Origin of the sequence: Janthinobacterium sp. UMAB-56, assembly GCF_900095265.1 — a bacterium.
GTDB lineage: Bacteria > Pseudomonadota > Gammaproteobacteria > Burkholderiales > Burkholderiaceae_D > Janthinobacterium.
In genome coordinates this window covers 69,530-84,407 of sequence record NZ_LT607655.1, presented here as the reverse complement: position 1 = coordinate 84,407, position 14,878 = coordinate 69,530, and the positions used below count along the sequence as shown (strand labels likewise).

The 14,878-nt window shown below is 63.2% G+C and carries 13 protein-coding genes and 2 tRNA genes; 7 read left to right on the top strand and 8 right to left on the bottom strand.

The window, feature by feature from the left end:
* Nucleotides 1-12: 12 nt before the first annotated feature.
* From phaP to K0F85_RS11260, 4 genes are all read right to left on the bottom strand, one after another.
* Nucleotides 13-624 (bottom strand): TIGR01841 family phasin, encoded by a 612-nt coding sequence (phaP, locus tag K0F85_RS11275; protein WP_219116142.1) that lies wholly within the window; start codon nucleotides 622-624, stop codon nucleotides 13-15.
* A 107-nt stretch (nucleotides 625-731) separates the two neighbouring features.
* Nucleotides 732-926, bottom strand: coding sequence for a hypothetical protein (locus K0F85_RS11270; RefSeq protein ID WP_219116141.1), 195 nt, complete (start codon nucleotides 924-926; stop codon nucleotides 732-734).
* A 47-nt stretch (nucleotides 927-973) separates the two neighbouring features.
* Nucleotides 974-3,214, bottom strand: coding sequence for an ATP-binding protein (locus tag K0F85_RS11265; RefSeq protein ID WP_219116140.1), 2,241 nt, complete (start codon nucleotides 3,212-3,214; stop codon nucleotides 974-976).
* A 102-nt stretch (nucleotides 3,215-3,316) separates the two neighbouring features.
* On the bottom strand, nucleotides 3,317-3,745 hold the full coding sequence (locus tag K0F85_RS11260) for a helix-turn-helix domain-containing protein (protein WP_219116139.1): 429 nt from the start codon (nucleotides 3,743-3,745) through the stop codon (nucleotides 3,317-3,319).
* A gap of 117 nt (nucleotides 3,746-3,862) precedes the next feature.
* On the opposite strand from K0F85_RS11260, the gene K0F85_RS11255 reads away from it, so the two are divergent.
* On the top strand, nucleotides 3,863-4,714 hold the full coding sequence (locus K0F85_RS11255) for an SDR family oxidoreductase (protein WP_219116138.1): 852 nt from the start codon (nucleotides 3,863-3,865) through the stop codon (nucleotides 4,712-4,714).
* 104 nt (nucleotides 4,715-4,818) lie between these two features.
* Here K0F85_RS11255 and K0F85_RS11250 read toward each other — a convergent pair.
* Nucleotides 4,819-4,903, bottom strand: a tRNA-Leu gene (locus tag K0F85_RS11250).
* Between the two features lie 71 nt (nucleotides 4,904-4,974).
* Nucleotides 4,975-5,059, bottom strand: a tRNA-Leu gene (locus K0F85_RS11245).
* A gap of 387 nt (nucleotides 5,060-5,446) precedes the next feature.
* On the opposite strand from K0F85_RS11245, the gene rnr reads away from it, so the two are divergent.
* The 6 genes from rnr (at nucleotide 5,447) to udk (ending at nucleotide 11,573) form a co-directional block, all read left to right on the top strand.
* Nucleotides 5,447-7,999, top strand: coding sequence for a ribonuclease R (gene rnr / locus K0F85_RS11240; protein WP_219116137.1), 2,553 nt, complete (start codon nucleotides 5,447-5,449; stop codon nucleotides 7,997-7,999).
* Between the two features lie 15 nt (nucleotides 8,000-8,014).
* The gene (gene rlmB / locus K0F85_RS11235) at nucleotides 8,015-8,758 is read left to right on the top strand and encodes a 23S rRNA (guanosine(2251)-2'-O)-methyltransferase RlmB (RefSeq protein ID WP_034756912.1); all 744 of its coding nucleotides are present in this window, start codon (nucleotides 8,015-8,017) and stop codon (nucleotides 8,756-8,758) included.
* A gap of 134 nt (nucleotides 8,759-8,892) precedes the next feature.
* Entirely contained in the window at nucleotides 8,893-9,642 is a 750-nt protein-coding gene (gene cysE, locus K0F85_RS11230; RefSeq protein WP_219116380.1) for a serine O-acetyltransferase, read from the top strand.
* A gap of 10 nt (nucleotides 9,643-9,652) precedes the next feature.
* Complete coding sequence (locus tag K0F85_RS11225; protein WP_219116136.1) at nucleotides 9,653-10,351, top strand: YceH family protein; 699 nt, start codon at nucleotides 9,653-9,655, stop codon at nucleotides 10,349-10,351.
* A gap of 14 nt (nucleotides 10,352-10,365) precedes the next feature.
* Nucleotides 10,366-10,869, top strand: coding sequence for a DUF2199 domain-containing protein (locus K0F85_RS11220; protein ID WP_219116135.1), 504 nt, complete (start codon nucleotides 10,366-10,368; stop codon nucleotides 10,867-10,869).
* A gap of 59 nt (nucleotides 10,870-10,928) precedes the next feature.
* A complete protein-coding gene (udk, locus tag K0F85_RS11215; RefSeq protein ID WP_219116379.1) occupies nucleotides 10,929-11,573 on the top strand; it encodes a uridine kinase in 645 nt (214 codons plus the stop codon).
* 12 nt (nucleotides 11,574-11,585) lie between these two features.
* Here udk and K0F85_RS11210 read toward each other — a convergent pair whose 3' ends face one another.
* Together K0F85_RS11210 and K0F85_RS11205 are read right to left on the bottom strand one after the other, a co-directional pair.
* Complete coding sequence (locus K0F85_RS11210; protein ID WP_219116134.1) at nucleotides 11,586-12,755, bottom strand: HlyD family type I secretion periplasmic adaptor subunit; 1,170 nt, start codon at nucleotides 12,753-12,755, stop codon at nucleotides 11,586-11,588.
* On the bottom strand, nucleotides 12,752-14,872 hold the full coding sequence (locus K0F85_RS11205) for an ATP-binding cassette domain-containing protein (protein ID WP_219116133.1): 2,121 nt from the start codon (nucleotides 14,870-14,872) through the stop codon (nucleotides 12,752-12,754). The genes K0F85_RS11210 and K0F85_RS11205 overlap by 4 nt, the downstream gene beginning before the upstream one ends.
* Nucleotides 14,873-14,878 lie beyond the last annotated feature (6 nt).

Sequence of the window (14,878 nt, the reverse complement as noted above, 5' to 3'; positions counted from 1 at the left end):
ATAGTTGCGAACTTACTTCTTGGTCGCCTTCGGCTTGGCCGCAGGCGCCGCCTTTTCAGCCGCAGCTTGTGCGCCGGCCGTGGCCTTTTCCGTGGCCTGTGCCACTTGCGCGCTGGCCTTGGCAATCTGCTCTTCTACGGTCTTGACGGCCTGTTGCGTGGCCTTGGTGACTTGCTCGTAGCCGAGGAAGGCATTGTCGATGGCGGCCTTGACGATCGCCACGGCGTTTTCCGAGCCTGGCGGCACGTTTTTCGTGACGTCATAGATCAGGGCGCTCAAATTGCTTTTCGCTTCGGCCACGTGGGCTTGCGCGGCCGTGGTGAATTCCGTGTGGATTTCCTTGATGATGTCGTCGAGTTGCTGTTTATACGCTTTTGCGCCAGCCACGCCCGGTTGCAGCTGGGCGGCAGCGGCTGCCATGGCGGCTTTCGGATCCTTGGCCTGGCTGATTTCCTTGCCGGCGGCAAGGCCATCCTCGATGCCGGACTTGGCGGTGGCCATGTTCAGGGCCAGCACCTGTTCCACGCCCTGCACGGCCTTGGAGGTGAGACTGTTGAAGGTCATCAGCTGGAATTCAAACAGGGCCTTGGTGGCCGATGCGAATTGTTCGGGATTCGTAAACATGTGGTCTCCTCGGTTTGAATAGATACGTTCTTATCGTTCCATACTCTTTCGACGCCGCATTGCCATCGCTTGATCTCAAGCCGGTGCCCCGTGTGGTCATGGCCTCATTATTTAACAAGCGCCGGTTTTTCGCAACGGCTATCTTTATAAGGCCCCGAGGCCAGTTCCCAGCCAAATCCCAGGGTGGATTGGGCGCACGCCAGGGTGCCGTCGATCTTGCTGCGCCATTGGTACCAGGGGGCAGGTCCGGCCGTTGCGCAAGCGCAAGCAAGCAGCAGGGCCGTGGCGATCAGGTATTTCATAAGTGCTCCAAAAGAAAAGCCTGCTGGCATTGTAGCGCGCCTGCGCGTCAGGGGGCGGGCGATTGCGGCGCCGTGGCGGGCAGCTGCAGGGTGAAAGTGGTGCCGCTGGCGGCACCGGTGCTGCTGGTGGCGTCGATATGGCCGCCCAGCACGCCCGTGACGATGTTGTGCGCCACGTGCAGGCCCAGGCCCGAGCCACCGGAGCCGAGCTTGGTCGTGAAGAAGGGGTCGTAGACATGCAAGAGGTCGTCGTCGGCGATGCCCACGCCCGTGTCCGCGATGGATATGGTGACCGTCTTCCCATCGTCGCTGCCGCGCGCCCTGATGGCGATATTGCCGCCGTTGCAGCCCTCGAAGGCATGGCGCAGGCAGTTTTCCAGCAGGTTGCTCAGCACCTGGCCCAGCGGACCTGGATAGCTGTCCATGGCAAGGTCGTCCGGCACGTCCTGTGTCAGGCTCAGGCCGGCGGCCTTGAGCGGCGTGGACAGGGGCAGCATCAGTTCGGCGATGAACTGGCGCAGCAGGAAGTGGCGGCGCTGCGAGCTGGCGCGGTCGACGGCGATCTGCTTGAAGCTCGAGACCAGGTCGGCGGCGCGCTGCAGGTTGCGCAGCATGATGGCGTCCGCCTCGCCGGCCTGGGTCAGGTAGGCCTCCAGTTCCGAGCGGCGCAGGCCAGCGAGGAGGCTGGCCTGGATTTCGCGCGTGCGTTCGGCCATGGTGGTGGCCACTACCAGGCCGTTGCCGATCGGCGTATTGAGTTCATGCGCGATGCCGGCCACCAGCGCGCCGAGCGCGGCCAGCTTGTCGCGGCGCACCAGTTCTTCCTGCGTGATGGACAGGTTTTCCAGCGCGGCGGCCAATTCGCGGTTCGTCTGTTCCGAGTGCGCGTTGGCCAGCGTCAGGGCCGCCGTGCGTTCGGCCACCAGATCTTCCAGGTGGGCGCGGTGGCGCTGCAACTCGCGTTCGTGACGCATGCGGCCGATGGCGATGCCGGCCAGGTCGGTGGCCGTGTCGATCAGTTCCAGGTCGCGCGCATCGGGCTTGCGCACCTCGCGGTAGTACATGGCGAAGGAGCCGAGCACGGCGCCATCCTGGCCGAAGATGGGGCGCGACCAGCAGGCGCGCAAGCCGAACGGCGCCGCCAGCTCGCGGTAGGGCGCCCATAGCGGGTCGTGCATGATGTCGGCGACCACCACCGGTTCGCGCAGGAACATGGCGGTGCCGCAAGACCCCACGCCGGGACCGATGGCCACGCCTTCGAGCAGGGCCATGTACTCGGGCGGCAGGCTGGGGCCGGCCGCGCTGTGCATGCGGATGCCGTCGTCGTCGAGCAGCATGATGGAGCAGACCACGCCGCGCGACTGGCCTTCGATCAGCAGCAGCAACTGGTTCAGGGTGGGGGTCAGGGGAGCGCCCTTGGCGACCATTTCCAGCAGGGCGCTCTGGCCCGCGCGCATCGCTTCGGCGAGATTGCGTTCGGTCAAATCGATGATGCGCGCATGCACGAGCTGGCGGCCCGGCACGGACAGGCGCATCAGCCTGATTTCGCAGGCGATCGGGTGGCTGTCGCGGTGGCAACAGCTGGCGCCAAAGACGACGATCTTGCCTTGCAAGGTATCGCGGATCTTTTCTTCCAGCAGTGGCGGCGAGGCGCGCCCATCGCCCTGATGCTCGGGAAACAGCGGTTCCATGCCGCCTTGCAGCAGTTCGGCCAGCGGCAGGCCGAACAATTCTTCGGCCAGGTGGTTGGCGTCGATCAGCAGGCGGTTGTCGATATCGAACAGCAGCACGGCATCGGGCGAACCGGCGAGGATGGAATGGTAATTGACTTCCAGCGTTTGCGGATGCAGGGGGCGCGGTGGCGTGGCGGCACGCGGCGCGGGTGCCTCGGCCTTGTGCAGCGCCAGTTCCATGAGGATTTTTTCCGCCACATCGCGCGCGTTGAAGGGCATCTTGATGTAATCGGAAGCGCCAGCGCCCACGCTGCGGCCCTGTTCCTCGGCGCTGGGGGTGGCCGACATCAGCAGCAGGGGCACGCCGTGGCGTCCGCCCGCATTGCGCAGACGCATGCAGGTGGCGCCGATATTCGTGCCTGCCAGGGCCGCGTCGAGCAGGATCAGGTCCGTGCCGCCGGCCGCCAGTTCCACGCCTTTGTCGATATCGCCCGCCAGTCCCGTGCCCAGATTATGCCGGTCCAGCACATACAGCAGTTCGCGCACATCGTTCGGCGAATTGCTGACCAGCAGCACATTGGCCCGGTCGCTGATGGAAGAAATCAACTGGTTCATGGTGTCGCGCCCTTACGCGTTTCATGGGCCTAGTATTACATCAAGGCAAGTAGGAGTAAACGATAATTCTTGATGACCAAAAGCAAAGGTCGCAGCACGCATTCAGGCGGCGTTTTTCGCCTCCTGCACCGTCGCCAGCTCGGCACGCGCGTGTTCGATACGCGGGTAATTATCCTCGATCCAGTCTACCAGCACGGCCAGGCGTTCGGCCGCCTCGCGTCCCAGTGGCGTGAGGCTGTATTCCACCTTGGGCGGTATCACCAGGTAGGCCTGGCGCAGCACGAAGCCGTCGCCCGCCAGCGCTTCCAGGGTTTGCGCCAGCATTTTTTCGCTGACGCCGCCCACTTCGCGGCGCAGTTCGCTGAAACGCCGCTTGCCGCTCAGCAGCAGCACCAGCACCAGCACGGCCCAGCGGCTGGTCAGGTGGCTGAGCACGGCGCGCGACGGGCAGGCGGCCGCCAGCAGGTGTGCCCCCTGGTTTTGCCGGTCGAGGGCGGCGCGCAGGCTGGCGCCGGGAGTGTCTGTGGACATGATAGTTGGCCTTCATTGTTCTAGTGTTAATTCATACTTACCAAAAGGTACGTACTTACAATAAGTAAGTAATAGTCCTATTATAGGGTTTTACACCTCACCCTCCAAGGAGAAATCATGATCGTCATCACCGGCGCCACAGGCAATCTGGGCCAGCACGTCATCGCCAGCCTGCTCACATCCGTACCCGCAGCCAGCATCATCGCCGCCGTGCGCAATCCGGCCAAGGCGGCCGAACTGGCTGCATTGGGCGTGCACGTGCGCCAGGCCGATTACAACGATGGCGCCAGCCTCGACGCGGCGTTCAAGGGCGCAACGAAGATTCTGCTGATTTCATCGAGCGAAGTGGGGCAGCGCGCGCAGCAGCACCAGAATGTCATCGATGCTGCCAAGCGGGCCGGCGTGTCCCTGCTGGCGTATACCAGTGTCTTGCGCGCCGACACGTCGCCGCTGGGCCTGGCCGCCGAGCACGTGACCACGGAAGCTGCCATCCGCGCGTCCGGCCTGCCGTACACTTTCCTGCGCAACGGCTGGTATCTGGAAAACCATACGGAACACCTGGCGCCCGTGCTTGAGCATGGCGTCGTGCTGGGCGCGGCGCAAGACGGGCGCTTCTCGTCGGCTGCGCGCGCCGATTACGCAGCGGCCGCCGCCGCTGTCCTGACAGCCGGGCAGCCGCAAGCCATCTATGAGCTGGCCGGCGACCAAGGCTTTAGCCTGACCGAGTACGCAGCCGAAGTGGCGCGCCAGTCCGGCAAGGCGATTGTGTATCAGGATTTGCCGCAGGCGAACTTCCAGGCGGCGCTGGTGAGCGTCGGCGTGCCGGAAGGCTTTGCCGGTCTGCTGGCAGATTCCGATGCGGGCGCGGCCAAGGGCGGCCTGGAAGACAATGGCCGGCAATTGAGTGCGCTGATTGGTCGTCCGACGACGCGCCTGTTTGACGCCGTGAAGGAGGCGCTGGCCAAATAAGGGCAGGGCGCCGCCGGCGAGGGAAGCCGAGCGGCGCGCGGCATTCTGGAATGAAAAAAGCCGCAAACTTGTGAAAGTTTGCGGCTTTTTTGCGAATGAGGTAATGGTGCCCACGAAGGGACTCGAACCCCTACACCCGAAGGCACATGGACCTGAACCATGCGCGTCTACCAATTCCGCCACGTGGGCATTGTGCTGCTAACTGCGATACTGCCTTGCTACTTTACTGCGGATCACAACAATCAACAACTTGTTGCTGGTGGTGCCCACGAAGGGACTCGAACCCCTACACCCGAAGGCACATGGACCTGAACCATGCGCGTCTACCAATTCCGCCACGTGGGCACTGATGCTGCTCTACTACTTGTTGAAAAATAACTTCACAACAATTCTGCTATTATAGCGACTTGAAGAGTTTTGCGCCAGATGAGCTTTCGCTCCATACTGCACATCAACCCTGTACCGCTTTCCTGTAACAGCATTCCCGTGAAGGTTTGCCGCTGCAAGAGACAGAGATTATAGAGCAATATTTGCCGAAGTCAAAGGCATTGCGCAGCTTTTCTCCTTTTTCTCACCGGCTGGGCACTTGTTCGGTTTCCGCTACGCTCTCCGTTAGGCAAACCAAGGCGTCCTCCGGTACACTACCGGACATCACCGTGTCAATATTGACGGTGATGTCATCGGTCTTTGTCTTCCGTTTGATCACTGTCAATAACAACTATAGAAATACTTTTGAGCCAAAATACCCACACCATCCCCAGCCGGGAGGACATTCTCGGCATATTCCGCAGCGTCAACGCGCCTCTCGACCCGCAGTCTCTCGGGAAAACGCTGCAAGTGCATGCCGATTCCATGGATGTCCTGGTCCGTCGCCTGAAGGCGATGGAGCGCGACGGCCAGCTGAAGTCTGACGCCAGCGGTGTGTTCAGCCTGGCAGACCAGAGCGCGCTTGTCGCCGGTCGCGTCACCAGCCACCGCGATGGCTTCGGCTTTGTCATTCCCGACGACGCCAGCGCCGACCTGTTCCTGCCTGAGAAAGAAATGCAGAAAGTACTGCATGGCGACAAGGTCATGGCCCGCATCGTCGGCACGGACCGCCGCGGCCGCCCGGAAGGCACGATCGTGGAAGTCACCTACCGCGCCAATACCCACGTCATCGGCCGCCTGATCCAGGAAAACGGTACCTGGGTGGTGGCGCCCGAAGACCAGCGCATCGGCCAGGATATCCTGGTGACCGGTTCGGTGGGCAAGGCGAAGGCTGGCCAGATCGTCAGCGTCGAGCTGACCGAGCAACCGATGCGCTTCAAGCAGCCGGTCGGCAAGATCGTCGAAGTGCTCGGTGCGCTCGATGATCCCGGCATGGAAATTGAAATTGCCGTGCGCAAATTCAACGTGCCGCACATCTTCTCCGCCGCTGCCCTCAAGCAAGCTGAAAAACTGCCGTTCGAGGTGCGCGAGGCCGACCTGAAAGACCGTGTCGACCTGCGCGACGTGCCGCTCGTCACCATCGATGGTGAAGACGCACGCGATTTTGACGATGCCGTGTATTGCGAACCTGTCAAGATCGGCCGCGCCAACTGCTTCCGCCTTATCGTCGCGATTGCCGACGTCAGCCATTACGTAAAGCCGAACGACGCGCTCGATGTCGACGCGCTCGAACGCAGCACGTCCGTGTACTTCCCGCGCCGCGTGATCCCGATGCTGCCGGAAAAGCTGTCGAATGGCCTGTGCTCGCTGAACCCGGCCGTCGACCGTCTGACCCTCGTCTGCGACGCCGTCGTCAGCGACAAGGGTGAACTCAAGGCTTACCAGTTCTACCCTGCCGTGATCCATTCGGCCGCGCGCCTTACGTATGACGAAGTCGCTGCCGTATTGGGCAATACCAAGGGACCCGAAGCGGCGCGCCGCGCGGACATCTTGCCGCACCTGCAGAATCTGGAAGCCGTCTACCGCGCCTTGCTGAAAGCACGCACGGAGCGGGGCGCCATCGATTTCGAGACGACGGAAACGTATATCGTCTGCAATACGGCTGGCAAGATCGAAAAGATCATTCCCCGCACGCGCAATGAAGCGCACAAGATTATCGAAGAGTGCATGCTGGCGGCCAACGTTTGCGCGGCCGACTTGTTGCTGCGCAACAAGCATCCGGGTACTTACCGCATCCATGCCAGCCCGACCAAGGAAAAGCTCACGCAAGTGCGCACCTTCCTCAAGCAAGTGGGCCTGAACCTGACGGGCGGCGACACGCCATCGGCGTCGGATTACCAGACCCTGATGCAGCAGATCAAGCTGCGTCCCGACGCAGCCCTGCTGCAAACGATGCTGCTGCGCTCGATGCAGCAAGCCGTCTACAGCCCGGACAATATCGGCCACTTCGGCCTGGCCTACGAGGCCTACGCCCACTTCACCAGCCCGATCCGCCGCTATCCCGACTTGCTGACGCATCGCGCCATCAAGGCTATTTTGCAAGGCAAGAAATACGAGCCGAAGCTGTCCGATAAAGTCGTGTTGAACACCAACGTGTCGAACGCCACGCGCAAGCAGCAAGCCAAGGACAAGGCCGACGGCAAGCCGAAAAAGACGGACCTGACCATCTGGGACGCGCTGGGCGTGCACTGCTCGGCCAACGAACGCCGCGCCGACGAAGCGTCGCGCGACGTGGAAGCGTGGCTGAAGTGTTACTTCATGCAAGATAAATTGGGCGAGGAATTTACCGGCACCATCACCGGCGTGACCACTTTCGGCGTGTTCGTGCAGCTCGACACCCTGTTTGTCGAAGGCCTGGTGCACGTCACCGAGCTGGGTACCGACTACTTCCAGTATGACGATGCGCGCCACGAACTGCGCGGCGAACGCACGGGCAAGCGCTACCAGCTGACCGACCGTTTGACGGTGCAAGTGGCGCGTGTCGACCTGGAAACGCGCAAGATCGACCTGCGCCTGGTCACCGATGCGGAACTGGCGGGCGAAGAAGCGCCGGCCAAACCAAACGGCGGCGGCAAGCGCAAGGGCGACAAGAAATCCATGGTCAAGCCCGGTCCCGCGACCGAGCAGCGCCATGAGATCAAGGCCAGTGGCAAGGCTGGCAATGGTTCAGGCGGCCGCTCCAATGGCGCCAAGGCGCAAGCCAAGCCTGCCGCCAGGGCAGCCGTGAAGGAAGCCCCGAAGGCGGCAGCCCCGAAGGCCGCTGCGCCGAAGCGCAGCAAGAAACCAGCCGCGGCACCCGCTGCGGCGGCACCACGTGCAGCAAAAACTGTATCAAAAACAAGCAAAAGCAAGCGTTAAAAGAAGCGATAACAAATGAAGAATAAAATGATTTTCGGCTTCCACGCCGTCACCTCGCGTTTGCGTCATGAAGCGTCGTCCGTGGAAGAAATTTTCGTCGATGCCAGCCGCGTCGACGGCCGCATGAAGGACATGATCGCCGCCGCCAAGGCGGCCAACGTGCGCGTCATGCCGGTCGACTCGTCGCGTCTGGACAAGATCGTCGGCACGCGCCGCCACCAGGGCGTGATTGCCTTTGCCTCGCAGCTGTCGCTGGCGCGCAATCTCGATGAGCTGCTGGACGCCATCGATGGCCCGCCGCTGCTGTTGATACTCGACGGCATCACCGATCCGCATAACCTGGGCGCCTGCCTGCGCGTGGCCGACGGCGTCGGCGCACATGCCGTGATCGTGCCGAAGGACCGCGCCGTGGGCCTCAACGCCACGGCCGCCAAGGTCGCCAGCGGCGCCGCCGAAACCGTCCCTTACATCACCGTGACGAACCTGGCGCGTACCATGCGTGAACTGAAAGAGCGCGGCATCTGGCTGATCGGCACGTCGGACGACGGCGAAAAAGGCTTGTACGAAGCCGATTTCACGGGCCCGACGGCCCTCGTCATGGGTTCCGAAGGCGAAGGCATGCGCCGTTTGACGCGCGACACCTGCGACATCCTCGTCAGCATCCCGATGTTCGGCTCCGTCGAGAGCCTGAACGTGTCGGTCGCTTCCGGTGTCTGTCTGTACGAAGCCCGCCGCCAGCGCATCGCCCTGGAAGCATAAAAACGTCCTGACCGTTTTGTAGTGCTTCCAAAAAAATCAGCCGCCGCCCTTGAGGCGGCGGTTGTTTATCTGCCTCTCCGGCAGCACGCCGCCGAATACGCTACCATTTGCGTTCCACCTTATCCGTTTCCATTATGTTCCACCACCTGCGCGAAGACATCAACAGCATCATCGAACGTGACCCCGCCGCCCGCAATGGCTGGGAGGTGCTGACCTGCTATCCGGGCCTGCACGCGATCGTCATGCATGGCTGGGCGCACTGGTGCTGGAGGCGGCACATGAAGTGGGTGGGGCGCTTCATTTCGTATATCGCCCGCATCATCACGGGCATCGAGATCCATCCGGGCGCGGTCATCGGTCGGCGCGTCTTCATCGACCACGGTTTCGGCGTGGTGATCGGCGAGACGGCCGTCGTCGGCGACGATTGCACCATCTACCAGGGCGTGACCCTGGGCGGCACCTCGCTGCACAGCGGCACCAAGCGCCATCCGACCCTGGAGCGTGGCGTCATCGTCGGCGCCGGCGCACAGGTGCTGGGCAGCTTCACCGTGGGCGAGTATGCCAAGGTGGGCTCGAACGCCGTGCTGTTGAAACCCGTGCCATCCGGTGCCACCGCCGTGGGCAACCCGGCGCACATCGTGCAAAAGGATGTCAGCGCCTTGCGCGAAGGCAGCACGGCGCATTTGTTTGCCGCGTATGGCGTGACGCCGAACGGCGACGATCCGCTGTCGAAAGCCTTGCAGGGGCTGATCACGCATGCGGTGGCGCAGGAAGAGCGCATCGAAACCATCCTCGCCACCCTGAAGGCGGCGGGCATCTGCTGCCAGGCAGTGCCTGAGTGTGATAAATTCGATTCCGAGAAAATGAACAAGCTGGTTGATTAAGGATATAGGCATGAACACTGATGTGACGGCAGGCGAAAAAAGCACTGACAATCCGAATCTGCTCGACCCCTTCGAGATCCGCGTGCTGGCCGTGCTGGCCGAAAAAGAAGCGCTGACGCCGGACAGCTATCCGCTGTCCTTGAATGCCCTGACGAACGGCTGCAACCAGTTGTCCAGCCGCGACCCGGTCATGGCCCTGTCCGAGGAAACCGTGTACGACGTGCTGCAGCGCCTGATGCAGCGCAAATTCGTCAACGGCATCACGCAGGCGGGCGCGCGCGTCGCCAAGTACGAGCACCGTATGCGTATCAAGTGGTCGCTGGAACAAGACAAGCTGGCTATCCTGACGATTTTGATGCTGCGCGGCTTGCAGACGGCTGGCGAGATCCGCAGCCGCAGTGGCCGCGTGCATGAATTCAAGTCCGTGGCGGAAGTCGAATCCGGCCTGCAGTTCCTGATCGACAAATACCCGCCGCTGGTGGCCAAGCTGATGGTGGCCCCCGGCGCCAAGGAACCGCGCTACGGCCACTTGCTGGGCGGCGAGGAAGCGCTGGCGCAGTTCGAGACGGCGGCCGGTTTTGCCGGCGCCGTCAGCGCGCCGCAGCAGGGCAGCCGCGTGGCCCAGCTGGAACAGGAAGTGCTGCAATTGCGCAGCGATTTCGATGGCCTGGCGGCGCAGTTCGAAGCGTTCCGCAAGCAGTTCGAGTAAGGCGGTATCCGCGCGTGAGTTTTTCCTTCCTGTGCCGCTCCTGCGGCGAGACCCACACGGGCATGCCCAGCTTCGGCGCCGATGCGCCGTGGCTGATTGAGCAGATGGCGCCCGCCGAGCGCGAAGCGCGCTGCCAGCTCGACAGCGACGCTTGCATCGTCGATGAAGCGTACTGCTTCGTGCGCGCCACCATCGACATCCCCGTGCATGGCGTTGAAGAACCGTTCAGCTGGGGCGTGTGGGTGTCGCTTAGCGGCGAGAGCTTCGATGCGTGGGACGCCTGTTTCAATGCAGCCAAGCGCGCGCACATCGGTCCCTTCTTCGGCTGGCTCAGCACGCAGCTGCCCGTCTATCCGGCCACACTGAATCTGAAAACCCGCGTGCACCTGCGCGACGATGGCGTGCGCCCATTCCTCGAGCTGGAGCCGACCGAGCATCCGCTGGCGATCGAACAGCGCGACGGCATCACGGCCGAGCGGGTGGCCGAGCTGTATGCGCGGCTGGTGCATGGCGCTTGACAGGCCCGGCTCCTCAGCCGCTCCCTGTCAGTTCGTTCGCGTTTCCGGTATCATTCGGCATGAATAAGATTTCTTTCCAACCGTTTATCATTGGTGTCGCTGGCGGAAGCGGCAGTGGCAAGTCCACCGTATCACAGCAGGTGCTGGCGTCGTTTGGCGCCGACATGGTCTCGGTCGTGATGCAGGACGATTACTACTGCGACCAGACGCACCTCACCCCTGAAGTTCGCCGCCAGCAAAATTACGATCATCCGCAGGCGTTCGAATGGCCATTGCTGGTACAGCACATCCAGGCCTTGCGCAACGGCGAGGCGATCGAGATGCCCGAGTACGACTTCACGCTGCACAATCGCTCCAGCAGGACCATTCCAGTCAAGCCGGCCCCGGTGATCGTGATCGAAGGCCTGTTTGCCTTGTATGACGAAGACTTGCGCGACATGATGTCGCTGAAGATCTTTGTCGATACGGCTTCCGACGTGCGCTTCATCCGCCGCATGCAACGCGATATCACGGAACGCGGCCGTTCGGTGGAAAGCGTCATCGAGCAGTATCTGGAAACAGTGCGCCCGATGCACAAGCAATTCATCGAGCCGACCAAGCGCAATGCCGATGTCATTTTGCCGCATGGCGCCAACGGCCCTGCGGTCGACATGATTACCGCCAAGGTGGCGAGCGTCATTGGCCGCTTGAAGCCTGCCGGCTAAAAGCACGCTGCGTCAGCGTTCCCCCAGCGACTCTGAAAACGTCTTGGTGATCGGTTTCGTCAGGTAGCGCAAGACCGTCTTGCGTCCCGTGTTGATTTCCACGGTGGCCGTCATGCCGGGCTGGATCAGAATCGGCTCGCCGTTCTTGCCCATCAGCTTGCGCCCGCTGGTCTTGATCTGCACGCGGTAGTACGGCTGCTCGTTGCCCTTGTTGTCTTCACTTAAAGTGTCGGCGCTGATGTAGCTGACGGTGCCGCGCAAACGCCCGTAAATGCCGTAGTCGTAGGCGTCCAGCTTCACGGCCGTCGGCAGGCCGGGCTTGATGAAGGCGATGTCGGCCGGTTTGACTTTTGCCTCGATGATCAGGTCATCGTCCGTGGGCACGATTTGCAGGATTTCCTCGCCCGGCTTGGCCACGCCGCCCAGGGTGGTGAGCCGCACATTGCGCACGATGCCGTCGGTTGGGGCGTAAATGTCCGTCGAGCCCAGCTGTTCCTTGCGCTGCGTCACCGTTTGCAGCACGCCGGCCAGGTCTTCCTGGGCTTTTACCAGGTCCGTCTGGCTATCCTGCAGGTATTTGTTGCGCCGGTTGGTGATCTGCGCCTGGATGTCGACCACTTGGCGCCGCAGTTTCAGCACCTCGGCGCGGCTCACGTCGCCCGTTTCCAGCAGCGGCAGATTCATGTCCAGTTCTTCCTTGATCAGCTTCATGGCGCTGTCCAGCGAGCTCACCTCGGCCTGCACGGCGCCCTGGCGCTTGCTGAACAGGGCAAGCTGGTTGGCGCGAAATTCAGGAAACGCCTGCAGTTCGGGCGGGAACTTCGGCGCGCCGCCAAATACTTCCGCCTGCAGGCGCGCCACGGCCGCCTTCAGTCCGGCCGCCTTGGCCGTGCTTTCCAGGTAGCTCGTTTCGGCCCGCGTGCGGTCGAAGCGCGCCAGCAGTTCGCCCTTTTTCACCACGCTGCCTTCATGCACGCGCAGTTCGGCCAGCACGCCGCCATCGGCCACCTGGATGATCTGGTTGCGCGAACTGGCGATCACTTGGCCGTTGGCGCGCGTCACCTGGTCCAGCTCCGCCCACGACGCCCAGGCGATCACGCCCGCCAGCGCGGCCGTGCAGCTCCAGATCAGCAGGCGGCCCCGTTTCGCTTCTTCCCGCGTTTCGACCTTGGCCAGTTTCATGCGACTGCTCCTTGCGCCACTGGCGCAGGCACGGCCTGCGGCTTGCCCGACAGCTTGGCCAGCACGGCATCGCGCGGGCCGTCGAGCAGCACCCGTCCCGCCTGCAGCACCACCAGGCGGTCGAGCAGGGGCAGCAGGGCGTTCTTGTGCGTGGTGGCGACCATGGTCACGCCTTCGGCCGCCAGTTCACCCAATAGCCCCACGATGCGAGATTCCGTTTTTGCATCCATGGCGCCCGTCGGTTCGTCGAGCAGCCAGATGCGCGGCTTGGCCAGCAACAGGCGCGTGACGGCGATCAGTTGCCTCTGGCCGCCCGAGACGCCGCGTCCGCCCTCGGTGATGGCCAGCGCCAGCCCCCGTGGCTGGCCCAGTATCAGCTCGATCAAGCCCGTGCGCCTGGCCGCCGCCAGTATCGCTTCCTCGCCCGGATCGGCCAGTCCCAGCAGCAGGTTGTCGCGCAGGCTGCCGCTGAACAGCCGCGTTTCCTGCGGCAGGTAGCCGACCATTTCGCGCACCACGGCCGGTGCCAGCAAGGCCATGTCGACGTCGCCCAGATAGGTCTTGCCTTCGGCCGGCTGGTACAGGCCCGAGGCCAGTTTCAGCAAGGTGCTCTTGCCCGAGCCGATGGCGCCGACCAGGCCGACCCGTTCGCCGGGGCGGATGGCCAGGTTTTCCACTTCCAGCGCCACCTTTTGCGCGCCGCCATACGTAAAACGGATGCGTTCGAAGCGCACGCCCGTATCGAGGCTGCGCGGCGTCAGCGCGAACTGCGCGTTGTCGGCCTCGTTGGGCAGGCTGATGACCTGTTCCAGGCCATCGATCGAGGCGCGCGCATGCGCCCATTGCACCATCACGGCGGGCAGCTGCACGATGGGCATCAGGGCGCGGTTGCTGATGATGGTGCACGCCATCAGGGCGCCCATGGTCATCTGGTTTTCCGCCACGAACCACGCGCCCATGGAGATCAGCGCCACGTTGGTCAGCTGCTGGAAGGCGGCCGTGATGTTTTGTGACAGGGCTGCGTAGTCGCGGATATTCTGTTCGGCGTGGCTGCTCTCGGCCACCAGGTCGGCCCAGCGCGCCTGCATCATCCATTCAGCGCTGCTGCCCTTGAGCGTTTCGACGCCATCGACGGCTTCCACCAGCAAGCCCGCCTTGCGGTTGCTGGCGTTGAGGTTCTTGCGCGTATGGTTCTGGATGGCCCGCTGGAACATCAGGCCGCACACCAGGGCCAGCGGCAGTGCCACCAGCGGCACCACCACGAGCCAGCCGCCGATGATGGTGATCATGGCCAGGAAAATCAGGGCGAAAGGCACGTCCGTCAGCACGAACAGCGACGTCGAGGTGAGCACGCCGCGCACCATTTCAAAGCCTTTCACCTGCGCCGCCAGGGTGCCCACTGAGGCCGGGCGCGCTTCCATGCGGATGCCCAGCATGCGCTGGAAAAACCACTCGGACAGTTCATGGTCGACGTCATTGCACGAGTGGTCGACGATGCGGCTGCGCACCTGCTTGAGGAGAAATTCCAGGCCGATCGACAGGGCCACGCCCACCACCAGCACCCACAGGGTGCTGAAACTCTGGTTCGGGATGACGCGGTCGTACACCTGCATGGAAAACAGCGAGGTGGCCATGGTCAGCAGGGTTACCAGTGCGGTGGCCAGCACGGCGTCGACAAATACGCCTTTCTTCAGCCACAGGGCGTTGCGCACCAGGCCCAGGGCGCCGGGGCGGGTGCCGCTTTTCTCACTGCGGCGTGGCAAGCCCACGCAAGCCAGGCCGGCCAGCGAGAGCAGTTGCAAGGAGCGCCCGTCGACGCCTTCGCCGCGCCAGGCACCATCGGCGCCGCGCGATTGCAGCAAGCCCCAGCCCGTGCTGGCGCTATACACGGCGAACGGCAGTTCGCCCGGCGTCGGCTCGTGCAACTGGCGCGCCGCGCCGTCCAGCCCGGCCGCCTGCCAGATGGTGGTCAATACCGCGCCGGGTGTGCCGTTGTCGTCGACGTCATCGAGCTGGCGCTGCAAGTCGGCCAGGCGCGCCCTAGCGACGTGCTGGCCCGTCAGGCGGGCGGCCCGCTCGATCAATGTCAGCAAGCCATGTTTGATGGAGGTATCCACGCTGTC

Excerpts from the sequence above, each read along its gene's own strand:
- K0F85_RS11260 (WP_219116139.1), bottom strand. The coding sequence starts at position 3,745 with ATGTCCACAGACACTCCCGGCGCCAGCCTGCGCGCCGCCCTCGACCGG.
- rlmB (WP_034756912.1), top strand. The coding sequence starts at position 8,015 with ATGAAGAATAAAATGATTTTCGGCTTCCACGCCGTCACCTCGCGTTTG.
- K0F85_RS11255 (WP_219116138.1), top strand. The coding sequence starts at position 3,863 with ATGATCGTCATCACCGGCGCCACAGGCAATCTGGGCCAGCACGTCATC.
- cysE (WP_219116380.1), top strand. The coding sequence starts at position 8,893 with ATGTTCCACCACCTGCGCGAAGACATCAACAGCATCATCGAACGTGAC.
- K0F85_RS11270 (WP_219116141.1), bottom strand. The coding sequence starts at position 926 with ATGAAATACCTGATCGCCACGGCCCTGCTGCTTGCTTGCGCTTGCGCA.
- phaP (WP_219116142.1), bottom strand. The coding sequence starts at position 624 with ATGTTTACGAATCCCGAACAATTCGCATCGGCCACCAAGGCCCTGTTT.
- K0F85_RS11225 (WP_219116136.1), top strand. The coding sequence starts at position 9,653 with ATGAACACTGATGTGACGGCAGGCGAAAAAAGCACTGACAATCCGAAT.
- K0F85_RS11210 (WP_219116134.1), bottom strand. The coding sequence starts at position 12,755 with ATGAAACTGGCCAAGGTCGAAACGCGGGAAGAAGCGAAACGGGGCCGC.
- K0F85_RS11265 (WP_219116140.1), bottom strand. The coding sequence starts at position 3,214 with ATGAACCAGTTGATTTCTTCCATCAGCGACCGGGCCAATGTGCTGCTG.
- udk (WP_219116379.1), top strand. The coding sequence starts at position 10,929 with ATGAATAAGATTTCTTTCCAACCGTTTATCATTGGTGTCGCTGGCGGA.